22 protein-coding genes are annotated in these 24237 nt (G+C 38.7%); 3 read left to right on the forward strand and 19 right to left on the reverse strand.

Annotation, left to right across the window (positions count from 1 at the left end; all coding sequences use genetic code 11):
• Positions 1-2 precede the first annotated feature (2 nt).
• The 4 genes from ACFSR3_RS09260 to ACFSR3_RS09275 form a co-directional block, all read right to left on the reverse strand.
• Positions 3-398: an OB-fold protein gene (locus ACFSR3_RS09260; protein WP_379820721.1), complete on the reverse strand. Its 396-nt coding sequence runs from the start codon at positions 396-398 to the stop codon at positions 3-5.
• Between the two features lie 266 nt (positions 399-664).
• Positions 665-1714, reverse strand: a complete 1050-nt coding sequence (locus ACFSR3_RS09265; protein WP_379820722.1) for a phytase — start codon at positions 1712-1714, stop codon at positions 665-667.
• A 20-nt stretch (positions 1715-1734) separates the two neighbouring features.
• Positions 1735-4542, reverse strand: a complete 2808-nt coding sequence (locus ACFSR3_RS09270) for a TonB-dependent receptor (protein WP_379820723.1) — start codon at positions 4540-4542, stop codon at positions 1735-1737.
• A 121-nt stretch (positions 4543-4663) separates the two neighbouring features.
• Positions 4664-5068 (reverse strand): hypothetical protein, encoded by a 405-nt coding sequence (locus ACFSR3_RS09275; RefSeq protein WP_379820724.1) that lies wholly within the window; start codon positions 5066-5068, stop codon positions 4664-4666.
• Between the two features lie 189 nt (positions 5069-5257).
• Between ACFSR3_RS09275 and ACFSR3_RS09280 the strand changes: the two genes are divergently transcribed.
• The 3 genes from ACFSR3_RS09280 to ACFSR3_RS09290 all read left to right on the forward strand — a co-directional run bounded on the left by ACFSR3_RS09280 (position 5258) and on the right by ACFSR3_RS09290 (position 10526).
• Entirely contained in the window at positions 5258-8872 is a 3615-nt protein-coding gene (locus ACFSR3_RS09280) for a PAS domain S-box protein (protein WP_379820725.1), read from the forward strand.
• A 12-nt stretch (positions 8873-8884) separates the two neighbouring features.
• A complete protein-coding gene (locus ACFSR3_RS09285; protein ID WP_379820726.1) occupies positions 8885-9589 on the forward strand; it encodes an Hpt domain-containing protein in 705 nt (234 codons plus the stop codon).
• Between the two features lie 142 nt (positions 9590-9731).
• Positions 9732-10526 carry a DUF5995 family protein gene (locus ACFSR3_RS09290; RefSeq protein WP_379820747.1) on the forward strand — a complete coding sequence of 265 codons (795 nt, stop codon included), beginning with the start codon at positions 9732-9734 and terminating at the stop codon, positions 10524-10526.
• Positions 10527-10542: 16 nt separating this feature from the next.
• On the opposite strand, the gene ACFSR3_RS09295 is transcribed toward ACFSR3_RS09290, so the two are convergent.
• The 15 genes from ACFSR3_RS09295 to ACFSR3_RS09365 form a co-directional block, all read right to left on the reverse strand.
• The gene (locus tag ACFSR3_RS09295; protein WP_379820727.1) at positions 10543-11160 is read right to left on the reverse strand and encodes a hypothetical protein; all 618 of its coding nucleotides are present in this window, start codon (positions 11158-11160) and stop codon (positions 10543-10545) included.
• A 98-nt stretch (positions 11161-11258) separates the two neighbouring features.
• A complete protein-coding gene (locus ACFSR3_RS09300; RefSeq protein WP_379820728.1) occupies positions 11259-11828 on the reverse strand; it encodes a DUF4256 domain-containing protein in 570 nt (189 codons plus the stop codon).
• 10 nt (positions 11829-11838) lie between these two features.
• Positions 11839-12219, reverse strand: coding sequence for a DoxX family protein (locus tag ACFSR3_RS09305; protein WP_379820729.1), 381 nt, complete (start codon positions 12217-12219; stop codon positions 11839-11841).
• A 10-nt stretch (positions 12220-12229) separates the two neighbouring features.
• Positions 12230-12694 (reverse strand): SRPBCC domain-containing protein, encoded by a 465-nt coding sequence (locus tag ACFSR3_RS09310; RefSeq protein ID WP_379820730.1) that lies wholly within the window; start codon positions 12692-12694, stop codon positions 12230-12232.
• A gap of 4 nt (positions 12695-12698) precedes the next feature.
• A complete protein-coding gene (locus ACFSR3_RS09315; protein WP_169521968.1) occupies positions 12699-13025 on the reverse strand; it encodes an ArsR/SmtB family transcription factor in 327 nt (108 codons plus the stop codon).
• A gap of 122 nt (positions 13026-13147) precedes the next feature.
• Positions 13148-14035: an SDR family oxidoreductase gene (locus ACFSR3_RS09320; RefSeq protein WP_379820731.1), complete on the reverse strand. Its 888-nt coding sequence runs from the start codon at positions 14033-14035 to the stop codon at positions 13148-13150.
• Positions 14036-14108: 73 nt separating this feature from the next.
• Positions 14109-14687 carry a Crp/Fnr family transcriptional regulator gene (locus ACFSR3_RS09325; RefSeq protein ID WP_379820732.1) on the reverse strand — a complete coding sequence of 193 codons (579 nt, stop codon included), beginning with the start codon at positions 14685-14687 and terminating at the stop codon, positions 14109-14111.
• Positions 14688-14706: 19 nt separating this feature from the next.
• Positions 14707-15663 carry a 23S rRNA (adenine(1618)-N(6))-methyltransferase RlmF gene (gene rlmF / locus ACFSR3_RS09330; RefSeq protein WP_379820733.1) on the reverse strand — a complete coding sequence of 319 codons (957 nt, stop codon included), beginning with the start codon at positions 15661-15663 and terminating at the stop codon, positions 14707-14709.
• Between the two features lie 166 nt (positions 15664-15829).
• Complete coding sequence (locus ACFSR3_RS09335; RefSeq protein ID WP_379820734.1) at positions 15830-17545, reverse strand: HAMP domain-containing sensor histidine kinase; 1716 nt, start codon at positions 17543-17545, stop codon at positions 15830-15832.
• On the reverse strand, positions 17545-18672 hold the full coding sequence (locus ACFSR3_RS09340; RefSeq protein WP_379820735.1) for a sensor protein KdpD: 1128 nt from the start codon (positions 18670-18672) through the stop codon (positions 17545-17547). Before ACFSR3_RS09340 ends, ACFSR3_RS09335 begins: the two co-directional genes overlap by 1 nt.
• Complete coding sequence (locus ACFSR3_RS09345; RefSeq protein ID WP_379820736.1) at positions 18672-19778, reverse strand: porin; 1107 nt, start codon at positions 19776-19778, stop codon at positions 18672-18674. The genes ACFSR3_RS09340 and ACFSR3_RS09345 overlap by 1 nt, the downstream gene beginning before the upstream one ends.
• Positions 19779-20339 (reverse strand): K(+)-transporting ATPase subunit C, encoded by a 561-nt coding sequence (locus ACFSR3_RS09350; protein ID WP_379820737.1) that lies wholly within the window; start codon positions 20337-20339, stop codon positions 19779-19781.
• Positions 20340-20351: 12 nt separating this feature from the next.
• Positions 20352-22391: a potassium-transporting ATPase subunit KdpB gene (gene kdpB, locus ACFSR3_RS09355; protein WP_379820738.1), complete on the reverse strand. Its 2040-nt coding sequence runs from the start codon at positions 22389-22391 to the stop codon at positions 20352-20354.
• A gap of 14 nt (positions 22392-22405) precedes the next feature.
• Complete coding sequence (kdpA, locus tag ACFSR3_RS09360; protein WP_379820739.1) at positions 22406-24109, reverse strand: potassium-transporting ATPase subunit KdpA; 1704 nt, start codon at positions 24107-24109, stop codon at positions 22406-22408.
• Between the two features lie 3 nt (positions 24110-24112).
• On the reverse strand, positions 24113-24190 hold the full coding sequence (locus tag ACFSR3_RS09365; protein WP_114759067.1) for a potassium-transporting ATPase subunit F: 78 nt from the start codon (positions 24188-24190) through the stop codon (positions 24113-24115).
• Positions 24191-24237 lie beyond the last annotated feature (47 nt).

Raw genomic sequence — 24237 nt, forward strand, 5'->3', positions numbered from 1 at the left:
AATTATTGTTTAATCGTGCACTGATCGAGTTTCACTTCGCCAAAAAGCTCGTCAAACCCAATACATCTTCCTTTTACGGTAATATCTTTATTTACATCGGCATTCATAGGCATTGCATCAAACCCACATACTATTTTATCGTTAAGTATTATTAATGAATCTCTTACTTCGGTTATTTTTCCTTTAATTTCAATAGTCTGGTTAAGATAATTTCCATCTGCTTTACCGCTGTCTGAGGTATATTCTACCGCTAGCTTGTGAGCTGGCATTACAAAAGCTGATCTTTCGGCTTCAATATTTCTTACCGGCTTATATAAAAAACCATAGTAGCCATATAGCAGGCCTGAAACCAAAACCAGCAAAACAACTATACCTATCCCTAATCTTCTCTTATTCATCTGTATTGAGAAATGTTAACTAAATAAAACATCGTTTCCTTTTTAACAAAAAAAGAAAACAATAACTATATCGCACTTATTAATAACCCGAAATTAGTTATAAATCCTACCTGCTTTTTTTACAAATTAGAATTCGCAATATGTGACCGAGAATTAGGACATTATGACCGAGGATATACTTTTGGCTTTGCCATAAAACAAAAAACCCCCTTCTCAAATAAGAGAAGAGGATTTTTTTCCTAAACTAAACCTACTAAACTAACATATTATCTTTTGCCTGCATCAATAAGAGGCTGTATATCGTCCCAACTGTAATAGTGAAAAGTCATTCCGTTGCTCATGGCTACAAACATACCGTTACCAAATCGGCCACCCAGATTTAGGTTGGTAACATCGGCACCATCGCATTCAACGGTAGATACAGGAATTTCGGCTAGCAATGTATGTTCATTCGGGTTACCGTTTGAACCTTCTCTCGCATACACCATAAAGGTATTAGCCTGCTGGTTAGACACCAGTATATAACCTGTTGATGCTGTTTTTTTATAGATGGCAATACCCTCGTGGTCTGCCTTAAAATCTTTCATCCCAAAAAAGGCAAGCTGTGTATCGTCTTTTGCTGCCGGATCGGCAAGATATTTACGTATGCCTGCCTGTTCATCGCAGTAGTATATATAACCAAGCTCGTTGTCAACCGCTATAGCTTCTATCTCTTTCTTACCACTAAACTGGCCAAACTTACGAACCACATTTCCGGTTACATGCCCACTTTTTCCGGAAAGCTCATATTGCCATAAGTAAGTTCCTGCAGGCCCTGTCTTTCTTCCAACGATGGCAAATATTGCTTTATCCGAAGGACGTGTATAAAGTGCCACCCCCATAGGGTCGCGCAATTCCTCACCTGTAAAAACCTCTATACCTCCGTTGTCAATCGGCTCAAGATCCGGCAGGCTGAATATCCTTATTTTGTTTGTTAGTCTCTCCGTAGTAACCGCTACATCTGTTTTTTTACCGTTTATCATAAGCCCATAAGCTATATCAACATTATTAGGTCTTAAAAGAGGTGTCGATTTTTTTAGGATCTTACCGTTAAGATCAAACAGGTATAAACCTCCATCAGTATCTTTATCGGTACCTACTACAAGACTTTTTGTTGCATCCTCCGGATTGATCCAAATAGCAGGATCATCGGTGTCATGTAATGTCTGCTGGGTAACTTCTGTGGGTTTTATAGCATCTTCCCTTACTGCTGCAAGCTTACTGCTGCATGAAAAGTAAAAGGCTGTGCATATAAAAAGTGCTATAATTTTTTTCATATTAAATCTTTAATCAAAAACTACAGGTCGAACTTAAGACCTAAATTAAATCTTGCCTGATAGTATTCAAGCTGCATTACTCTGGCCGACACTCCCTGATAGTAGCGTAACGGTTGATTTGTAAGGTTCTTAGCCTCTGCAAAAATGCGCAGGTTTTTAGTAACCTTTAATGACGCATTAATATCCAGGAACAATTGTTTATCATAATAGCTATCGTTAAACTCATCCGAACCTAACTCATCAAGATAATCAGATGTAAAGTTAACCGAGGCCCTTCCTGAAAAACGTCCGTGCTCCCATGATAATGAACCATTAAACATGTGTGGTGCTGTTCTTGGAAGGCTAACGTCTTTACGTTCGTTACCATCCTCATCGGCAATACCTTTAGCTTTAGAATCAGTATAAGTATAATTAGCATAAATACCAAAGTATTTCATAAAGCCCGGAAGGAAGTCAAGCTGACGCTGGAAAGCCACTTCAAAACCGTAAACATCTACATTATCACCGTTTCTTTGCTGAACAAGTGTCCACTGCTCACCTGTCGGAACCGGATTAGTCTGACCAGGGAAATCAGTAGCAAAGTCAGCAGCAGAATATTGATTGTTGCTGTAAGTATAGATAAAATCTTTAAGATTCTTGTAGAAAAACCCTCCCGAAACAAGACCTACAGATTTGAAATAGTTTTCAGCCATAAGGTCAAAGTTATACGCATATGTTGATTTCAGGTTCGGGTTACCTGCGATAATCTCAGTATCTGAAGCGATATTGTTAATATATGGCGCAAGCGCATAATAATCAGGCCTTGCTAATGAGGTAGTAAATGCAGCTCTTAAAATAAAGTCCTGAGTAGCATCATATTTAAACGAAAGACTTGGCAATACATTGGTATAAGTATTGGTATTTTCTATAACCCCTTCAAGCTCTTCTTCGTCAAGTACCCTGTTACCTGTATAATCAATATGAGTAGTTTCAACACGTGCTCCTACTATCATCGATAGTTTATCATTGAAATCCTGATCCCAACGCACATAACCGGCATAAATATTTTCTTTTGCCTTATAGTTTACGGCAAGATATTCAGACGGATCGGCTTCTTTATCATAAAGTAATGCATTGTTAAGATCTAAACCACCTAGGTATGTTGCTGTTGCAAAGTTACCAGACACATACTTTTCGCCCGGATTGAAGTTTTTTCCGCTGTAGTATACATTAGGGACATCGGCAAGCGTAAGATCTCCGGCAGTAGGCTCATAAGAGTAAAAACTGTTATTTCTTTGTTTATCTTTTATCCTCGTACGAAGACCTGTTCTTAAACGTCCTTTTTGCCCTTCGATAACTGATAATGGAAAACGGAAGTTAACCTTAGCCCCAAGTTCGCTCTCATCGGTATCATCAGTACTCTGAGTAAGCTCCGAAAGTGCAAATGAAGAAAGATCTTCACCTGTAGTTGTTACTAAAGGCTTACGATAATCGTTTAAGTTTTGAGTCATTTCAAGATCTTCCTGTTCAAACTCTATATAGCGCTCGTTTGGTTTATACTCACTAGCCGTAGCATAATTAACCGACCAGTCCATATCTACTTTAGGGCTCAACAAGTGCTCTCCACGAAGTGAGTAATTTTGCACCTTTTGTTCCTCCAGCCTTCTGCTTTTGCCACGGTCGCTGTCTATACCCCCTTTGTTCTCGCGTTTTACCTTACCGGTAAAACCTGCTATTGTCTCACCATTATAAATTGGCTCCATGTCATCATAAGTAAGCGCATATCTGTTTTCGCGATCATCTCTCCAGTTATAGATGGCATTAGCATAAATTGTATTGCTTTCATTAAATTTAAAATCTGCTGCAAGCGACACACTTCTCCTTATACGCTGAACATTATAGTAACGTATAGCCTGTTGCTCTACATAAGTATTCCCAAAATCATCCTGAACCCATGTAGCCTCGATGTTATCAGACCCAAAGTCGTTATCGTTGTATGATCCACTCGCAACAACTCCAAGTTTATTGTTCATAAAGCGGTTACCATATACAAAGGCAGCAGTATAAATAGGCTTTTGTCTTATTGGGCTATATCCTCCGGCAAGAGTAGCCGAGATACGCTCCCCGTTTGGAGTGGCGCGTGTAACAAGATTTACAGATCCACCAATCGCATCAGCATCCATATCAGGTGTAAGGGTTTTATTTACCTGAATAGTTGAGATCATATCCGAAGGTATAAGATCCATCTGTACATTACGGTTATCCCCTTCTGCCGATGGTATTCTGTCACCATTAAGAGTAACAGAGTTTAATGATGGCGCCAGACCACGTATGATTATATTACGTGCCTCACCCTGGTCATTTTGCATTGTAATACCCGGTACACGCTTAAGCGCATCACCTACATTGGAATCCGGGAAACGACCAACCTGATCAGAAGATATCACGTTAGTAATGTTACTGTTGTTTTTTTGTTGGTTAAGCGCTCTTGCCTGTCCTCGCAAAGCTTCTCCTACAACCACAACCTCATTAAGTGTTGATGAACCGCTAACTAATACAAAGTTTATCACGGCGTGTTTTCCCTCTTCAACATTTACCTGTTGCGACTGTGTCTGATATCCAAGGTAAAGTACCTCAACCTGATAAGTTCCGGCAGGGATATTAAGAAATTCGAAATCGCCCGTTTGGTTAGAAACCGTATAGCGGTTGCTTTCGCTAATTCTTACTGTTGCTCCGGGCAAAGAGAAGTTTCCATCCTTATCAGTGATTTTTCCGGAAATCACCCCATTTTTTTGGGCAAAAACCGATAATCCTGTTACTAAAAAGAGTAATACCAGTAGTTTTTTCATCTATAGTGATTTGCTTTTTGTGTTAATGCCGCGAAACTATAGCACACATGTAAAGCAAACATTAGCGTGAGATTACCCTTACTTAACCTAAACAACAAGATTATGTTACCAAGCAAAGCAATCAGGCCGACAACTGCGGGTTTCCACTCCCTAAATTTTGTGGAAAATCAGATACATCATTATAGTCGATTGTGACAAGCTGAAAATTATCATCGGCATCAATAAGCAATTCGCTATTTCCTACTTTAATAATATCATCCGCTTTTTGGAGTATCAGCTCATGATTTTTAATATCCTGTTTTTCCATCATGAGATAAAAAACAAAATAACTCGAAAAATCTTTACCGGTTACATAATCCCGTAATTCTTCTGCTCCGCCGGTATCTGTCCTCACGGAGACGATTTGAGCCTGTTTTTCGTTCAGCGCACGGGAAGTTTTTTCCCAAAAATGGTGGGGACTTACGCCGTCTATAAATTTATGGCCACAATTATCCGGCAATCTGAGTATTACAAAATAAACTTCCATAACAATTTATTTTACTCAAAATTAAACACTTAATGTTTTTCAGCCGAATCTTTTAAAGGATGATTAACATTTTTAATCGATGAACTGCACCTGCCGGACGGTTTTCTCGTATTTATTATAATTAATTTGTTTTTAAGTTTGCATTGTACTATTTTTAATTCAACTCCATTATCCTGAGATTTTTTTAATATGTCACACATACTCAAGGCCGAATTCCAAAATTTACTTAAAGAAAATCCCGAATTATTCAACTGGTTGGTTGACGATTCGCATCATGGGCTTTGGTTCCTCGATCCCGAACAGCCGGATGAAATCTGGATAAATGGTGCTTTCTGGAAAATTCTTGGTTACAACATCGAGAATCCTACTGTACCCTTTGCCTTCTATCTGAGTAAATTTTCAGGATTGGTTGATGAACTTAAAAAATCTTTAGAAACTAGTGAAGAAGAAGATTTTAATAATGTACTGAACTTTATAGATGATTCAGGACAAACAATTATACTACATACTTCGGGCAAGTTTTTCGTAAATAGTGAGAATGAACCCAGAATGATTGTAAAATTCAGCAGTATAGAACGCCTTGAGACCGATTCTCTTCTCGATCAGATTAAAGAATTAAAGAACCAAAATGAAATTTACAACGCTACGAATCAGCTATCAAAGGTTGGCGGCTGGAAATATGATGTTATAAACGACGTATCGACGTGGACGAGTGTAATATATGACATCCTTGAGCTGGACTATACTTATAACCCAAGTGCTCCTGACAGGAAACGATTTAGTTTTTATAAAGAAGGCTGGAGCAGGGAAACTATGGAAAAGCTTTTTAAAGAAGCTGTACTCGAAGGAAAACCATTTGATGCGGAGCTTAAGATTATCTCTAATAAAGGTAATGAAAAATGGGTTCGTGCTTTTGGAACTCCTCACATGGAAAATGGTGTATGCGTAAAACTCCATGGCGCTTTACAGGACATTACAGACAAAAAGCTTCAGGAGTTTAAATACAACTTAAGTAAAGAACGTTTTGAAACGATTTATCATAATTCTTCTATAGGAATTGTACTTATAGAGGCCGAAACCGGCACACTGCTCATGGCAAACCCTGCTGTACTTTCGATATTCGGATTTACAGATGAAGACCGAAAAACCATGAGTAATATGACCTATAGAGATCTTATACACCCGGAAGATCTTGAAAAGGCAGACAGCAACCGTGAACTCATGGTTTCAGGGCTGATGCCTCATTATACTATGGAGTGCCGTTTTTACACCAAACACGGCGCGCTTATATGGTGCAGGGTAAACACATCTATGGTACGTGGTGCCGTGCCTTCGGAAGATCTTATCATTACGCAGATTGAAGATATTACGGTGAGCAAACGAATGGAAGAGATTTCGTCTGAAAACTCAAGTCGTTTCATTAGTGCATTCGAATATTCACCAAACGGGATGGCTCTTGTGGGACTAGACGGTTCGTGGTTGATGGTTAATCAGGCACTTTCGCAAATTCTGGGATATACCCCAGAAGAACTTCCTTTACTAACATTTCAGGATTTAACACATCCCGATGATCTTGATGCCGATTTACAATTACTACAACAAACCCTCGAAAATAAAATAAAAACATATAGTATCGAAAAACGATACATCCACAAAAAGGGTAATATTGTTTACGGTTTGCTTAATGTTTCCCTTATTAAGGATACTGAAGGCAACCCTTTATATTTTATTTCGCAAATAAACGACATTACTGAAAGGGTATTAACTGAGCAAGAGCTTCAAGAGAGCCTGAATGAAATGGAAACCTTTATGAACGCAACTACTCAGGTAGCTATCATACAGGCCGATACTACCGGAACAATTATAAAGTATAACAAAGGAGCCGAAAACCTTTTAGGCTATAAAGCCGAAGAGCTTATAGGCAAACATAATGTTGGGATATTTCACATTCCCGAGGAAGTGGATAAAAGAGGCGCCGAACTTGAGGCTAAATATGGCAGGCCATTCAGCGGTTTTGAAATTTTTACCTACAGGCCAAGGCAAGGCAAGCATGAGGCCAGCGAATGGACCTTTAGAAGAAAAGACGGAAGTCTTTTTTCGGTACAACTTGTAATTACGGCTGTACGCAATCAGGATGGAGAAATTACAGGTTTCCTTGGTATGGCTACTGATATTACCAACCTTAAACAACTGGAAATATCATTGATGCAGGAACGCGATAAGGCAGAAGCGGCCAGCAGATCAAAATCGGAATTCCTTGCGAATATGAGCCACGAAATCAGAACTCCTCTAAATGGGGTAATAGGATTTTCCGATTTATTGATGAAATCAGAACTGAACGAAAGCCAGAAAAAATACATGCAAATGGTAAATACCTCGGCTCATTCGTTACTTGATATCATAAACGACATTCTGGATTTCTCTAAAATCGAAGCCGGTAAGCTTGAACTTAGCGAAGAAAAGACAGATATCATTAATCTTTGCAGCCAGTCAATTGATATTGTAAAACACCAGGCACACGCCAAAGCACTGGAAATACTTTTAGACATTGCCCCGGAAGTAAACAGGTTTGTATATGCCGACCCTGTAAGACTCAGACAGGTACTTGTAAATCTGTTAGGGAATGCTGTAAAATTCACAAACCATGGAGAGATAGAGCTAAAAGTACGCTCTACTCCGGAAAAAGATAGCGATCAGATGCTGTTCTCGTTCTCCATCAGGGATACGGGTATAGGCATCGCACCACAGAATATAGACAAGATATTTAATGCCTTCGATCAGGAAGATGCCTCTACAACCCGCAGATATGGAGGAACCGGCTTAGGAATAACCATAAGCAACAAGCTTCTTGCTCTTATGGGCAGTAACCTTGAGGTAAAGAGCGAAGTTGGAAAAGGAAGTACTTTTTCTTTCAGGGTGCGTTTTAAAACCGAAAAAGGTAACTCACCTATGAGTACTGCTAAGCTTAAGGTTAAAAATGTATTGCTTGTAGATGACAACGCTAACAATCTTCTTATCTTAAAGGAGATGCTTGCGGTTGCCAAAATAAAGACAACCCTGGCTTCTAATGGCATTGAAGCTTTAGAAATTCTGGAAAACAATACCGATTTTGATTTAGCAATTGTAGATTACAATATGCCTTATCTAACAGGTACCGACTTGGTTAAACAAATTAGGGAAACATTGCAGCTTGGCCCCGACAAATTGCCGGTAATGCTGCTGCATAGTTCTATTGATGACGAAAAACTGATCCAGGCGTGTATTGACCTTGAGATATTCTTTAATGTTACCAAGCCAATAGTTTCTGACGAGTTATTTAAACTTCTCGATAATATTCATGCCAACGACGATGCCATGAAAAGAGATATCCTCGACGAAGCTACAGCAGGTTTTGATGTACCGTACAATGTACTGATCGCCGAGGACAACCCTGTAAACCAAATGCTTGCTAAGACCATTATTCAAAAGATTGTTCCTAATGCAAACATCATTCTTGCCGAAAACGGCCTTGAGGCTGTAAAAGCATATCAGGAAAATACTGTAGACATGGTTTTTATGGACATACAAATGCCTGAGATGAGTGGTTTTGAAGCAACCGAAAAACTACGCTTAATAGAAAATGAAACACCTGGACTGCATACTCCTATTGTAGCGCTTACAGCAAGAGCACTGCTGGGTGAAAGAGAAGAATGTTTAAAATTGGGAATGGACGATTATATTACTAAGCCTATTGACTATGAAGCTTTAAAAAATATTGTAAAAAAATATCTTATAAAGCCGTATATTGAAAAACAAGCCCAATAAATAATTACGACGATGAGCATGAACACTATATTACTGGTTGAAAGCAACCCTGCCGAAAGAGAAAACTTCACTAAGCTGGCTCAAAGAGAAAACCTGACAACTGAAGTTGTTGGAAGCAGCTATGAAGCTATACAATGGTTAAAAAAGAATGATCATGCACTTGCTATCGTAATCGCTGAAGATGCCACGCCACTTAATGCATATCAGACTTTTGATTATATAAGACAGGAACTTAAAAGCAATCTGCCTGTTATAATAAGTAAATTGGGTGAGGGTAAACCAAAAGAAGGCAACCACAATTATATCGATAAGCCTTTTACATCTATAGCTTTAAAAGGCCTCAGCAACTCATTGGTGCCTAACACATCATCGGCATCAGGATTAAAAGTATATTCATTAGAATATCTTGAAACCATCACGGTAGGCAATCACGATTTTATGATTGACCTGCTTCAGACCTTTATGACATCGGTTAATGAAAAGATGAAAGAATTAAAAACCGCAGTAGAAGAATCTGACTATAAAACCGTAGGTGCCATCGCTCATAACATCAAGCCTTCGTTTGAAATGCTGGAAAATGAAAAAGCTAAGAACATTTGCAACAAACTAACCTATGAAGCAGAAACATCAGATGTTCCTGCATTAGCCAACGAGCTGAATGACGAATTCAGAGCGATTGAACAAGCCCTGAAAAACGACTTCGAAGAATTAAAATAAAAATCATGTCAATATAAGCTGCCGGAAAGTAAAATCTCCGGCAGTTTTTTTATAGCTCGGTGCTGTTGTTTAAATTGAGTATATTTATAGCAACCAACTATTTAAAAACCAACCAATGACAACGTAAGCTACTGCTACAACAATAGAAGATGTACTTATACAGCTTGAAGAAATAATAACCACAGCTGAAAAAGAAAAGGACAGGATAGGATATTTTGCTGCCCTATACCATCGCGTAACCCTAAAGGTAAAAGAAGATCTAGACGCCGGTTTATTCGAGAATGGTTCCCGACTGGCCAATCTCGATGTATTATTCGCTAACAGGTATATTTTTGCCGCCCGGGAATGGAAAAAAAACCCAAACAGCCTTCTAATTTCAAAATCCTGGAAGATTGCTTTTGAAAATCTTTCAGGCTCTTCAAATTTGGTATTGCACCACCTGCTTTTAGGAATGAATGCCCACATTAATTTTGACCTTGGCATTGCGGTAGTAGAAGCCGCAAAAAATGGCGGCAATATGAATGATTTACGCAGGGATTACAATGCAATAAACAACATTTTGGCAGCACTTACATATAGTATATTCAATAAACTCAACCTGATTTCTCCTTTTTTATCAGTTATCGGATTTACAGGAACCAAATCAAATTCTATGCTGGTACAATTCAGTTTGGGTAATGCCCGCGACGGTGCCTGGGGATTTGCGACCGATCTGTACACCAAAAACGGTGATGACTATATTAATTTTATTACTGAAAGAGATAGCACCATTGAAGATTTGGGCAAACTAATCGTGCAACGTAAAGGTCTCATGAAAATAGGTATCTTTTTAATTCATCTTTTTGAATGGAAAAAACCGGACAGGATTATTGAGGTACTTTATGAGCACCGGAAGAAATACTATAAAAAAGAAGAATTGAATAAGGTTGCAGGCTAAGAACCTGCAACCTTATTTATAACATATTTATATTCTCTAATGTAAAATTAAAAGGCTGGGCATTTGGTCCCGAACCACCTCCCGTCATTACAATATCTGCCGAAGCAATCCCGAAAAGATTCAATTCCGTATTAACCTGGGAAATAATTGCTGAATTCATAACTTCACCTTGGTTAACTTGTGAAACAACCCCTATCCAGATGGTAGGCTTAAATTCAAAAACCGCTCTCTGCTGTGGAGCCACATTTGTTTTTGTTGCTAAAAGTTTACCATTTTTATAAATATTAGCATTTATTGCTCCTTTAGAAAGATTATTCAGTAACTGTATTTCATGAATGCTTGTAGCTTGTCCTGCAAGTGATATTACATCACCCGATGCATTTAACGACATCTGAAACATCTGCCCCTGATTAGCCGGCAATTGTGGTGTAAAATTACCCCAGCTATCGGAAGCGCCTATCGTAGTTTGCATTGGATAAGTAAAAGGATGATTGTCTCCCTGCCCACAATATTTTATTACCTGCCATGCAACTGCAAGTTCTTCAAAATCGCTGGCTACATTTTTTTGAAAAATAACCACAGAGCTGTTATTAGCATCGTTTGAGTTATTTATAAAGTTTAATTTAATATCCATTGAGTAAATAATTAATTGGTTACATCCCAAAATTAATTATCTACACCATTGAAAGTTCAGGTAAAAACACCCGATTTTTAAAAGCTGAATCCTAAAAACTATACTTTCAAAACAGCTCTGAACCCTCTTGCCGCATAGTAGGACTCTGCACCATTATGATACAGGAAAACGGTATTATACCTGCGGTCACAAAAAACGGCTCCTTTTAGTTTTCTTATTTCCGGCGGAGTTGCTATCCAGCTTGAAGTTTTAGTATCAAATTCTCCTAAGGTCTGCATAAAACGATATTCCGCTTCCGTAAGTATTTCGACACCCATTTCAGCAGCCATATCCATCGCTGTATTTTCAGGTTTGTGTTCTTTTCTTGATTCCCATGCCGCACGGTCGTAACAAACGCTCCTGCGTCCCTTAGGACTCTCTGCTGAACAATCATAAAAAAGGTATTCGCCTGTTTTTTCATCCTGTCCTACTACATCAGGTTCACCTCCAGTTTCTTCCATAGCATCCAGCGCCATGAGTTTTACAGGATTCGATTTTAACCTGCTAAGTACATCTTCCCATTTAATTGTTTTATGGCGGGACATATTTTTCTCAAAACGGTTTTTAAGAACATTTATAAGCCCATCAGACTGTTCGGCAGACAATTCTTTTTTATTTATGGAAGTCATAATTTATCGTTTAAGAATTATAATAAAGTTTTCTATTAGCAGGCCTGAAATACCACGACACTACAGTAAGCACCAATAGCAGTCCCGGACCAAAAAGCTCACCTGAGGGATCCTGTACTGCCAAATGCGAAACGATTGCCCCGCTCATGGCAAAGAAAAATCCGGCATAAGCCCATTCTTTCACTAAGGTAAATTTAGGGATTAATACAGCGATTACTCCTAAAATCTTCCACACTCCTAACAAAGTCAGTACATAAGCAGGATAACCCAGTCGTTCCATACTTTTAGTTTCTTCTTCTAATTGTATTAGCTGAACAATACCTGTAGCCGTCATTCCTAACGAGAGCCATAAAGTAGCGATCCAATAGATGATCTTATTTCGTTTTTCCATAATGCTGTTATTATAATTTGCTAACAATTTCTTCCAGTCGGTCATGCGCCATATTAATACCCCATGCAAATGGCAGTTTCAGGTTTGCATCCCTAAATTCAACCGATTTGTATACCACATGCGCCACAAGCCTGCTACTGTTCTCTGTTAACGCTTCAAATTCTAAAAACTCGATCTGTACACCAAAGCCCGCATTTTCCATTTCAAAAGTACGCACGATCCTTTCGTTTGGCACAACATCATGAAATGTTCCATTAGCACGGAAAACTACATCTCCATCTGGACCTTTAGTTTGAAACTGGTAGCTCCCATGTTTTTGGGCATCATATTTAAGGGCTTTTGTTCCCATCCATTGCTCTACTATTTTGGGCTTCTCATAAGCCATAAACAGCAGTGCTACCGGGAGGTCAAAATCTCTAGTAATAAAAAGATCCCGTTTACCTTCTTCGGCGCTTACTTTGGTTTTACGTTCCATAATATTATTTGTTGGTTGGTTTATAATTTTTCATGATTTCCTCAAGCTTATTGAACCTGTCTTCCCACATCATTCGGAAAGGCTCAATAAAATCGGCAATCTCTTTCATTTTCTGACCATTTAAACTGTAATGGACTTCCCTCCCATTTTGCTCCTGTTTCAACAGCTCGCATTCGGTAAGTATCTGAAGATGTTTAGAAACCGTAGGCCTTGCAGTGTCAAAGTTGGCCGCTATAGCTCCTGCAGTCATAGATTGCGAAGCCAGCAGCAAAAGTATTGCTCTTCGGGTTGGATCGGCTATAGCCTGAAAAGGGTCACGTCTTAAATTCATTGCGTAGTCATTTGACGACAAATATATATGAAGTCATTTAACTACACAACAATTACACAGAATTTTTAACAAAAAAAATAAGCCCCAGCTTTCGCTGAGGCTCATATTAAAAGACCTAATTATTAAAAATAATTCTCCTTCATATCGTTTAACAGATCGATATGTTCAGGCTTCCACCCTAAAATTGCTTTGGTTTTTTCACTAGAGGCAGCACAGTTAAACGTTGCAAAATGACTGAACCATGTAAAATGTTTATCGGCCTCATCAGCATTAAGACTAACAGTAGATAGATTCAAGCCATTGCCTATTGTTTTTGCAATAGTTTTAAAAGGTATGCCTTCTTCGGCAACTGCGTTAAAAACCTGCTGTTCCGGTTTTTTCTCAACAATGAGCCTGTACAGTTTAGCGGCATCAAACCTATGTACCGCCGACCAGCGATTATGTCCCTCACCGATGTAGGCCGATTTCCTATTGTCTTTGGCTAAGCCAATGATAATAGGAACAAAACCATGATCTCCGGCACCATGCACTGTAGGTGGCAGGCGCACTATATAGGCTTTTACTCCCTTACTTCTCGCAACGGCAGCAGCTTCTTCACTTGCAGCCCTTGGGATAACATCAGAACCAAAAGGCAAAGCGTCATCTTCGGTTATAAGATTTTCAGAGCGCAACAAACCTATACCTGAGGTAATAACCAATGGCTTTTCGGTTCCTGCCAAAACATCACCAAAGCATTCGATAACCTTTCTATCGTCTTCACAGTTTTCTTTATACCTTGAGAAATCATGGTTAAAAGCTGTATGGATTATCGCATCACAACTTTGTGCACCCTGTTTCAGCATTTCCGGATTGTTCACATCCCCTAAAAGCCCTTCTGCACCTGATGCCAATAAGTTTTGAAGCGCACTTTCAGAACGCACCAATCCTAAAACCTGAATTCCTGATGCAATTAATTCCCTAACTATGGCTGAGCCTACAAAACCTGAGGCTCCCGTAACAAATACACGCATATCTAATAAATTTAAGTTGTACAAAGCAACCTAAAACTTACCTTAAAAACGTGGTCAAATGACCATAATTCAATTAGCGATTAAGTTGGGAATGGCGAATTCTTGTAAGTGTTTTAAGAGAAATACCCATATAGGCTGCAATCATATGTAGTGGCAAACGTGAGAGTAGATTGGGGTATCTCGTGACAAAATCTTCATACTTCTCTTCGGGAGTAGCACTAAGCGTTGTTGCGACACGATGGCGGTTTTGGTAAATGCTTCTTGAAATGAGAATTTCAGAAAACTGTTTGAGGACAGGGAAATCAATACGCAGCTTTTCAAAATCACTTTTTGTCCAGAGCAACACAACCGAAGGTTCAATTGCTGCAATATTGGTAGTGGAAGGAATTTGATTATCATAACTTTCCACATCAAGTGTCCAGCTATTCTCGGGGCAAAATTGCAATATATGTTCATTGCCATTACCTCCGGTAACATAACAACGCAGTAAGCCTTTAGCTATAAACACTTTGTAACGGCATACATCGCCGGCCTGAAGCAACGATTCATTACGTTTCAGCGTTTTCACTATAGCCAAATTGTACATCGCTTTTATTACCTCTTCAGGAAAATCAGCATTCTTTTTAAGATATGATTCAAATTCAGGTAGCATACTGCAAAATAGCGTTTACTTATTTAAACCTGCTTTCCTTCCAGGCTTTCTCTTCCTCTCTGGAAAGAAAAGACCAGGCGACAATACGGGTAGATTTATTACCGGTACCCATATTGATGGTTTTTATCTGTTCAGCCCCTACTTTTTCAAGCGTTTTATAAATACCTTTAAGGTTAGATTGTTTTGATACTAACGTAGAAAACCAGAAACAGCTTTTCCCAAATCTGCGGCTTTCAAAAACCATATCATTTATGAATTTAGATTCACCACCTTCGGTAATCAGTTCATTGCTAACTCCCGAAAAATTAAGTTCGGAACCACCTTTTTTTCCGGAAAGGTTTTTATTTTTTCGTTCCGTTCCACTTCTTGCATCATCGGCAGAAGCATGAAACGGTGGATTACAGAACGTAAGATCAAACTTTTCATCTGTAACTATTACATCTTCAAAAAAATGCCTTGGATTATTCTGAAGCCAGCATTTAACCTTACCCGAAAGTTCAGGATTTTTGTCAACGATAGCCTTCGCCGATTCAACAGATTTTTTATCAATATCGACAGCTTTAAAATTCCAGCCATATTCTGCTACTCCCAATATAGGATAAATGCAGCTTGCCCCTACTCCAATATCAAGACAGTGTATCTTTTCCCCTGCAGGCAATCTCCCGAAATTACTTTCCTTTAGCAAATCGGCCATATAATGAATATAGTCTGCCCTACCCGGTACTGGCGGAGACAGATTCTCATCAGGAAATTCCCAATTTGCGATGCCATAATAATGTTTCAGCAACGCTTTATTTAAAAGTTTAACCGCAACAGGGTTAGCAAAATCTACAGAATCATCACCAAATTTATTAGGCTTAACATAGTTAGCCAGTTCAGGAACAGCCACTATAAGTGAAGTTAGGTCATAACGTTCCCTGTTTTTGTTACGGGAATGAAGTGTTGTTTTTTCCTGAGATTTATTTTCTGATGACATTGTAATGGATTTTCAGCAAATTTAAGCAAATAAAAAAGGACAAAGCAGTATTCTGTTTTGTCCTTTTTTACAGAAGGTATGATTCTGTCCTATACTATAAAATTAAACACATTCATTATAAACTAATATATAAATTATCCGATTAAAATAGTATGTTGGTAAACAATCACGCTTCAATTCTAAAACCCGCAATAAACATACTCCCAGTCCCTATCTCACTACTCATCTTTAGATATCCACCCATAGCATTTATAAATTCTTTGCTAATGCTTAAACCTAATCCGGTACCCTCTTTTTCATTACCCGGAACCCTGAAATATTTTTCAAAAACTTTATCATGGTATTCTTCTGCTATACCAATACCACTATCCTGTACAGCAATCTCAACGTGAGTAGGGGTTAAGGAAACCTTTATTCCCACTTCCGAATTATCGTATGAATATCTTATGGCGTTTGACAGAAGATTTGACAATATCCATTCCGATTTTACTCTGTCTGCCATTACCTTAGGCAATGCTCCCGGTTCAGATAAAACAAGTCGTATCTCCTTACGCTCGGCAAGCTTTTCGTTCGAATGTAATGCTTTGCTAAGAATTGGTACAATATCAAAATCTTCTATCATGAACTGTGCTTTACCGGTTTCAACTTGGGTTATGTTCAACAACTCTCCTGTAGTACGCAATAATCTTTCCGTATCTTCCCGAAGGCCTTCTAATAGGCTAAGCTGCTCTTCGTTAAGAGAACCTGTTTTTTCATTTTCTAAAAGCTGCAAGCTCATTTTCATAGAAGCAATTGGCGTCTTGAATTCATGAGAGACAGTTGCTATAAAGTTAGTTTTTGCGGTATCCAGTTCTTTATATGCTGTAATATTCCGCAGAATAAGAAAAGTCCCTATGCGCTTTTTATCAGATTCTCCTGTCGGTATTATGTTAATGGGCACCATTAATTGCTCAAAATGACTTTCCTTATTATTAGCATAAATTTTTAGGTTTTCACTAATTGCATTTTCATCTAACATTTTTTGAAGCAGTGTGCGCAGAAGATCATTTTTTAAAGCCAAACTTTCGGCCTGTTGCCCAATAATATCCTGGTTACCGAGACCTGTGATTTGCAAAGCCTGTTCGTTTATAAAAAGTACCTTATTAGTATCATCAAGCCCAATTATAGGATCTGAGAGGTTATTAATTAATGTTTCTATACGCTTTTTTTCTATCATTAATTTTGCAAGATCGGAGCTGCTGTATTCTTCGAGTTTCTCAGCCATAGTATTGAATGATTTAGCAAGGGTAGAAAACTCATCATTGCCTTTGTTATGAACTCTCTGCGAATAATTTTTTGCCGCAATCTGTTTAATGCTTTCTGTTAATTCATGGATTGGATTCGCTATATAGCCCGGTAAATTAACCAATAATGTAAACCCTATTATAAGACAAAATGAACTCGCAAAAGAAAGCCACAATATTGAATGCTCAGCAGTAGCTTCAGCCCTTAAGCTTTTTCTTTTTATCGCATCCATGTTTAACTTCATAATGCTATTAAGATCACCTCTTATTTCAACCGCTTTTTGTGGTGTGGGTTCAAGGAGATAAGCCTCAAAATCCTCTTTTAATTCAATTGTAAATTCCTGTTCACCAACTTCAGTAAGGTTATTTAGTTGCTTATTAAGAAAACCTCTGAATTTTTCCTTATTAAAATCAGCTCCCCCTTCATCAAGTACCTTATACATATTACGGGAATAATCTAAAGAATTATAATTAGCCACCAATATATTACCCGTATCAGAAGCCATTTGCCTAAGCTGCCAGATCCCAAGCCCTGCCAGAGTAATGGTAAGCGCAAAAATTAAACTCAGGGATAAAATCAGTTTTGTTTTGATTTTCATTAGGAAAGTATAATTAGGTCAATTTCACTCTTAGAAAGCTTGTTGAGCAGTGAATTGAATATGTTAGTAGATAAAATTATCTTTACAAGGTTTAGATGTGGTTTACCAATACATATTGTGGTTGCTTTGCGTTGCTCTGCCTGTTTTATTATGGCAGAGGCCACACTGTTGTCCTGCACTCTTATAACTTCTGCACCAAGTTCTGTAGCGAGTTTAAAATTATTAATCAGATGTCGTTGTCTGTCAAGCGGTATTTTATCGGCACTTTCACAAGGGAGTTCTACATAAAGAAGATACCATTTGCTATGATAATAATTAGCCAGCCTTGCCGTTTTACGGATTACCGTTTTAGCCGTATTATGATTACTGCTAATACAGGCCATAAACTTTTCCTGTTTAAAGTTGCGAAGACCTACCACTTCTGTCTCTACCTTTCGCTCAACCTGACTGGCAACTTCTTTGAGTGCCAGTTCTCTGAGCTGCAGTATATGTTCAGCTTTAAAAAAATTATTTAATGCCGACGGAATTTTATCCGGCGTATAGATTTTACCCTCCTTAAGACGAGTAATTAGTTCATCAGCAGTAAGGTCTATATTTACAACTTCGTCAGCGGCTTTTAGTACGCTGTCAGGCACTCGTTCTTTAACCTCTATTCCTGTAATTTCTTTAATATCATCATTCAGGCTTTCGATATGCTGAATATTAACGGCACTGATAACATTAATCCCGGCATTTATAATATCCATTACATCCTGCCAGCGTTTTTCATTTTTACTGCCTTCAACATTCGTATGGGCCAGCTCGTCTACGATTACCACCTCAGGGCGCAAATTGATAATGCCCTGAACATCCATTTCTTCAAGATACTTACCTTTGTAAAATATTGAGCGTTGCGGTACAACAGGCAATCCTTCCAGCAATTCGTGGGTTTCTTTTCTGCGGTGAGTTTCAACAAAGCCTACTTTAACATCGATACCATTCCGCAAAAGAGTATGTGCTTCCTGTAACATACGATAAGTTTTGCCTACACCGGCACTCATCCCGATGTAGACTTTAAACTTACCTTTTCTCGACTTTTGAATGAGGTCGAGAAAATGTTTTACATGATTTTCTTTCTCACTGTCCATTAAAAAGAAATTGCGAGTGCCGTTGTAACAAAAGTATTGTTTTTAGTAGAATTACCATCTTTTATAAAGATTTCATCCTTGCTATTAAGTGAGCGGGCTTCAATTCTCCATACAACATTGCTGTATAGGTTATAGTCAAAGTTTAAAGAATATCCAAAGGTTTTAAAACCATTTTGGGTACCTGTAGTAATAATTACCCCGTTTTCATCATCATAATACTCTCCCCTTGCAGTTAACGAAAATCTATCACTCAAAGAATATTTTGCGATAACTATAGGAGTATACCAACAGTTATAACTTTCGCTGCCTTTCGCTTTTTGTTCAGCGCCAATATCAAATCCAGCAATCAACCCTAAATTGTCTGATATCTGAAACTGTCCATAAAAATTATGGAAATAGCGCATACGCTTATCATCGGCGGGCTTATCGTTCCCTATAAAAGAGCTACTGTTTAATGTTACCTTGCCATTAGGCTTATATGTTAGTTGGTGGCCAAATGCCAGGCTTTTATTGCCATCTACCCTTTGAATGCGCTGCCACCCGTTAAGTACCAGACCACTCATAAACCATTTTCCTGAAGGTGAGGTATAGGATAGTTTTGCGCCACTCTCATAATACGGAGAATTGTCTGCCAAAATACTGCGGGTTAATGCCCAACAATCTTTGCCTATAGCACTTTCAAATCCCAAATGGGACGAAAATATACCGGCATCAATCCATAAGTTGGCTGATTTAGATAATTTCACTCCTGCATTTGCTTCAAAAACATTTTTTAAAACTCCCTCTTCTGCAGAAAGATTGGCGTTAGAATAGGTTCCCGCCATTAAGGCAAGGTTTCCACGCACGTTTCCCTTGTCATAAGCTGCTTTTATAAAGCCCAGGTTAAGAGCCACTTCATTATTTCTGTTGTACGAATAAAAAAATCCGGGACGAACATTACTGTCCGGCTTATTAAAATCGTAACTATAATAGGTTTCTATATATCCACTAAATTTAAGCGCAGCGATTTCACTCTGCGGTAAAATTTTAATTGTGTCATTTACTTGTTGTGCAGTTGCAGCAAAACCCATAAGGCTTACTACAATAACTGATAGTACTGCTTTCATTTATTTAAGTTTGTCTAACGCTAAGTTAAGTTTTAATACATTAATTTTCTCAGTTCCCAAAGCATCCAGCAATGGTGCTTCAGTATTTTCTTCAATAAGCTTTACTAGTTTAAGCTCATCTATTTTCCGTGCAGCCGCAATACGTTTTACCTGTACTTTAGCCCCCTGTATAGAGATATTGGGATCAAGTCCGCTACCGGAAGCCGTTACCAGTTCGCTTGGTATATCTTCAGCGTTAACAGCCGGATTTTGCAATAAAAAAGTATCAACTCTTTGTTGTATCATTTCCAGATATTGAGGGTTAGAAGGCCCTTTATTACTTCCTCCAGAACCCGCTGCATTATAATCTACAGCACTTGGCCGAGGCCAAAAATACTCCGGTTTAGTAAAACCCTGAGCAATATTAATATAGTATTGTTTACCATCCTGTTCTACAACATCACCTTTACCTTTATTAGGTGTAAGCTGAGCCACGCCCCAAATAGCCATAGTGTAGATTCCGGAAAAAAAGACTGCACAAAACAAAGTGAGTCTTATTGCGGGCATTATATTCTGTTTCATTTTATTTTAATTTTAGAAGAATACTGAAACCAGCATATCTATAAGTTTTATTCCAATAAAAGGTACAATCACACCACCTAACCCATATATAAAAAGATTACGGCGAAGCAGTGCCGAAGCACCTATAGGCTTGTAAGCAACACCCTTCAATGCTAGCGGAATAAGGAAAGGTATAATAATAGCGTTAAATATTACAGCTGACAGGATTGCACTCTCAGGACTGTGTAATCTCATGATATTCAAACCTTGTAATGATGGGATTGCCATGATAAACAATGCAGGGATAATGGCAAAATATTTAGCGACATCATTAGCAATACTAAAAGTTGTAAGCGTACCCCGCGTCATGAGCAATTGCTTACCTATTTCCACGATCTCAATCAATTTGGTAGGGTCATTATCCAAATCAACCATATTACCGGCTTCCTTGGCAGCCTGTGTACCACTATTCATTGCCACACCCACATCTGCCTGGGCAAGAGCTGGTGCATCATTTGTACCATCGCCCATCATTGCCACCAGTTTGCCCTGCTGCTGTTCTGCCTTAATATAATTCATTTTATCCTCAGGTTTTGCTTCGGCAATAAAATCATCCACACCGGCCTTCTCTGCTATGAATTTTGCCGTAAGAGGATTGTCTCCCGTTACCATAACTGTTTTTACGCCCATTTTTCGCAAACGCTCAAAACGTTCTGCAATACCCGTTTTAATTATGTCCTGAAGCTCGATAACTCCTAATACTTTTTCATTTTCTGAAACAACCAGAGGCGTTCCTCCATTTCCTGAGATTTCCTCGACTTTTTGGGTAATGACCTTAGAGAAATTATTTCCTGCTTTCTCCACAATGTTTTTAATAGCATCACAAGCCCCTTTGCGAATCCTGTTGCCTTCATAATCAATACCAGAACTTCTTGTTTCCGCCGTAAACTTTATAAAAGTTGCTCCCTTTATATTATAATCAGAATTAATTATTCCAGCCAGTTCCAAAATCGATTTACCTTCTGGTGTTTCATCTGCTACTGAGCTTAACACGGATGCTTTAACAAACTCTTCTCTGGTTACTCCTTCAGCCGGCCAAAATTGTGTGGCTTTACGGTTACCTATCGTTATCGTACCGGTCTTATCCAAAAGGAGTACATCTATATCGCCTGCCGTTTCAACTGCTTTACCCGATTTTGTAATTACATTCGCGCGCAATGCCCTGTCCATTCCCGCAATACCAATCGCAGATAATAATCCACCAATAGTTGTTGGTATAAGACAGACAAAAAGTGAAATAAATGATGCAATGGTTATGGTAACATTAGCATAAGCCGCAAATGGCTGTAATGTTGTACACACAATAATAAAAACAAGCGTAAACCCTGCTAGCAATATAGTAAGTGCTATCTCGTTAGGTGTCTTCTGTCTTGATGCACCTTCAACAAGAGCGATCATCTTATCAAGAAAACTTTCGCCCGGTTCAGTCGACACACGTACTTTTATGTAATCCGAAAGCACTTTAGTACCACCCGTTACCGAGCTTTTATCGCCTCCTGCCTCGCGTATTACCGGGGCGCTTTCTCCTGTTATGGCACTTTCATCGATGGTAGCAAGCCCTTCTATGATTTCTCCATCCATGGGTATAATGTCGCCCGGTTCACAAATAAAAACATCACCTTTTTTAAGGTTTGAAGAAGGTACTACCTTTACTTCATCCTTGAAAATTTCACCTAACATCTCAATTTTCCTGGCGGGTGTTTCTTCGCGGGTTTTACGCAGGCTATCAGCCTGCGCCTTACCACGCGCTTCTGCAATAGCTTCTGCAAAATTGGCAAACAGAAGCGTAAAAAGAAGAATCAGAAAAATAGTAAAATTATAAGCAAAGCTCCCCTGGCTTGTTTCTCCGGCAAGAATCCAGGCACACACACATAACATGATTACGGTTCCTATCTCGACCGTAAACATAACCGGATTTTTTACTAAGGATGCAGGGTTTAGCTTTACAAAAGATTGTTTTAATGCCTGCTTAACCAAATCGGGCTGAAACAGCGTTGTATTTTGATTTTTCATTTCGTTCTAAAAAATTATTTGTAAAGTGAAAAATATTCGGCAATAGGCCCAAGCGTTAGTGCAGGAAAGAATGACAAAGCAGCGACTATAAAAATTACGGCAAATGTCATAAAACCAAATGTTGCAGTATCTGTTTTAAGTGTCCCTGAACTTTCAGGCACATATTTTTTGGCTGCCAGTATACCCGCTATGGCAACAGGACCTATAATTGGCAGATAGCGCGCCATAAGCATTACTATTCCACATGCGATATTCCAAAAAGGAGTATTATCGCCAAGCCCTTCAAACCCACTACCATTATTAGCTGATGATGAAGTGAACTCATACAGCATTTCGCTAAAACCATGGTAACCCGGGTTTGCCAGCCAGCTGGCATATTCTTCAGGATTTCCGGTGTAAACATGTGAAGCAATTGCGGTTCCGGCAAGAATTAGCAACGGATGTAATAAGGCAATAATCATGGCGATTTTCATCTCTTTAGCTTCAATCTTCTTACCAAGAAATTCCGGTGTACGCCCTACCATAAGCCCACTAATAAATACAGCAAGTATCATGAAAATGTAAAAATTGAGGAAGCCTACTCCTACACCACCATAAAAGCAGTTCACCATCATTCCCAAAAGGGCTGCCATTCCTCCAATAGGAGTAAAGCTGTCATGCATGGCATTAACTGAACCATTACTGGTACAAGTGGTATATGTAGCCCAGTTGGCCGAAGCAGCTGCACCAAAGCGTACTTCTTTACCTTCCATACTACCCATTGATTGCGCAATACCCATCCTGTCAATTAAAGGGTTACCACCCATTTCAGAAGTAACAGATGTCATCAGAAGCATTAAAAACCCTGCTGTCATTACGCCATATATAGTAAGAGCAAGTTTCCTCCTTTTTAATACATACCCAAATGCAAACACCATGGCTATTGGAATTATAAACAAGCTTATAGTCTCTACCATATTGGTTAGATAATTAGCATTTTCCATTGGATGGGCGGAGTTTGGTCCATAAAATCCACCACCATTGGTTCCCAACTGCTTGATAGCTACAAAGGCAGCTACCGGCCCGCGGCTAACAAGCTGCTCTTTGCCTTCAAGCGTTGTTATACTGTCTTTTCCCTCAAAAGTCATAGGAGTTCCATTCAACACAAGTATAACAGCCACAATAGTAGATAGAGGCAAAAGTATTCTTGTACATGAGCGAACAAAATAGCTGTAGAAATTCCCTAAAGAGGTGGCTGTTCTCTCTTTCATAGCATTAAACACCATAGCACATATAGCCATACCACAGCCGGCACTGATAAACTGCCATAGCATAAGTGTAAGCTGTCCGAGATAAGATAAGCCCGTCTCACCACTATAATGTTGCAGATTAGTGTTTGTTACAAAACTAACTGATGTATTAAATGCCAAATCACCACTCATAGATGGGTTTTTATCCGGATTTAGTGGTAGCCATTCCATATTTGTAAGCACAAACATAGACAGCAGGAACCAAAACAAATTAATTACCAGTAAAGCCATTAAATGTTGCTTCCAGGTCATTTCCCTATCAGGATTAATACCTCCTATTTTGAAAAATAATCTGTCAAGGGGATTGAACACCTTGTCAAGCCAGGTGTTTTCATAATTAAATATCTTGCCTATATAGCGGCCCAATGGTATTGCAAGAAGCAAGACGATGCCGTACATAGCAATAATTCCTAAAATTTCGCTGTTCATCGTTTAAAATTTTTCAGGTTTTACAAGTACGTAACAGATGTATCCGAACACCAGTAACGCCACAATAAATAATGCTGTCATAGTTTAGACTTTTTCGAAAAAATCGAGTGATTTGATAAATAAGATAA

This window comes from Flavobacterium suzhouense, assembly GCF_042684765.1.
Lineage (GTDB): Bacteria > Bacteroidota > Bacteroidia > Flavobacteriales > Flavobacteriaceae > Flavobacterium > Flavobacterium suzhouense.

Bases quoted from the DNA above. Each gene is read 5' to 3' on its own strand.
- ACFSR3_RS09315 (WP_169521968.1), bottom strand. From the start codon at position 13,025: ATGAATTTAAGACGTGACCCTTTTCAGGCTATAGCCGATCCAACCCGA.
- ACFSR3_RS09340 (WP_379820735.1), bottom strand. From the start codon at position 18,672: ATGGACAGTGAGAAAGAAAATCATGTAAAACATTTTCTCGACCTCATT.
- ACFSR3_RS09305 (WP_379820729.1), bottom strand. From the start codon at position 12,219: ATGGAAAAACGAAATAAGATCATCTATTGGATCGCTACTTTATGGCTC.
- ACFSR3_RS09350 (WP_379820737.1), bottom strand. From the start codon at position 20,339: ATGAAACAGAATATAATGCCCGCAATAAGACTCACTTTGTTTTGTGCA.
- ACFSR3_RS09270 (WP_379820723.1), bottom strand. From the start codon at position 4,542: ATGAAAAAACTACTGGTATTACTCTTTTTAGTAACAGGATTATCGGTT.
- kdpB (WP_379820738.1), bottom strand. From the start codon at position 22,391: ATGAAAAATCAAAATACAACGCTGTTTCAGCCCGATTTGGTTAAGCAG.
- ACFSR3_RS09280 (WP_379820725.1), top strand. From the start codon at position 5,258: ATGTCACACATACTCAAGGCCGAATTCCAAAATTTACTTAAAGAAAAT.
- ACFSR3_RS09260 (WP_379820721.1), bottom strand. From the start codon at position 398: ATGAATAAGAGAAGATTAGGGATAGGTATAGTTGTTTTGCTGGTTTTG.
- ACFSR3_RS09300 (WP_379820728.1), bottom strand. From the start codon at position 11,828: ATGACTTCCATAAATAAAAAAGAATTGTCTGCCGAACAGTCTGATGGG.
- ACFSR3_RS09275 (WP_379820724.1), bottom strand. From the start codon at position 5,068: ATGGAAGTTTATTTTGTAATACTCAGATTGCCGGATAATTGTGGCCAT.
- rlmF (WP_379820733.1), bottom strand. From the start codon at position 15,663: ATGTCATCAGAAAATAAATCTCAGGAAAAAACAACACTTCATTCCCGT.
- ACFSR3_RS09265 (WP_379820722.1), bottom strand. From the start codon at position 1,714: ATGAAAAAAATTATAGCACTTTTTATATGCACAGCCTTTTACTTTTCA.
- kdpA (WP_379820739.1), bottom strand. From the start codon at position 24,109: ATGAACAGCGAAATTTTAGGAATTATTGCTATGTACGGCATCGTCTTG.
- ACFSR3_RS09365 (WP_114759067.1), bottom strand. From the start codon at position 24,190: ATGACAGCATTATTTATTGTGGCGTTACTGGTGTTCGGATACATCTGT.
- ACFSR3_RS09310 (WP_379820730.1), bottom strand. From the start codon at position 12,694: ATGGAACGTAAAACCAAAGTAAGCGCCGAAGAAGGTAAACGGGATCTT.
- ACFSR3_RS09320 (WP_379820731.1), bottom strand. From the start codon at position 14,035: ATGCGTGTATTTGTTACGGGAGCCTCAGGTTTTGTAGGCTCAGCCATA.
- ACFSR3_RS09295 (WP_379820727.1), bottom strand. From the start codon at position 11,160: ATGGATATTAAATTAAACTTTATAAATAACTCAAACGATGCTAATAAC.
- ACFSR3_RS09345 (WP_379820736.1), bottom strand. From the start codon at position 19,778: ATGAAAGCAGTACTATCAGTTATTGTAGTAAGCCTTATGGGTTTTGCT.
- ACFSR3_RS09325 (WP_379820732.1), bottom strand. From the start codon at position 14,687: ATGCTACCTGAATTTGAATCATATCTTAAAAAGAATGCTGATTTTCCT.
- ACFSR3_RS09285 (WP_379820726.1), top strand. From the start codon at position 8,885: ATGAGCATGAACACTATATTACTGGTTGAAAGCAACCCTGCCGAAAGA.
- ACFSR3_RS09335 (WP_379820734.1), bottom strand. From the start codon at position 17,545: ATGAAAATCAAAACAAAACTGATTTTATCCCTGAGTTTAATTTTTGCG.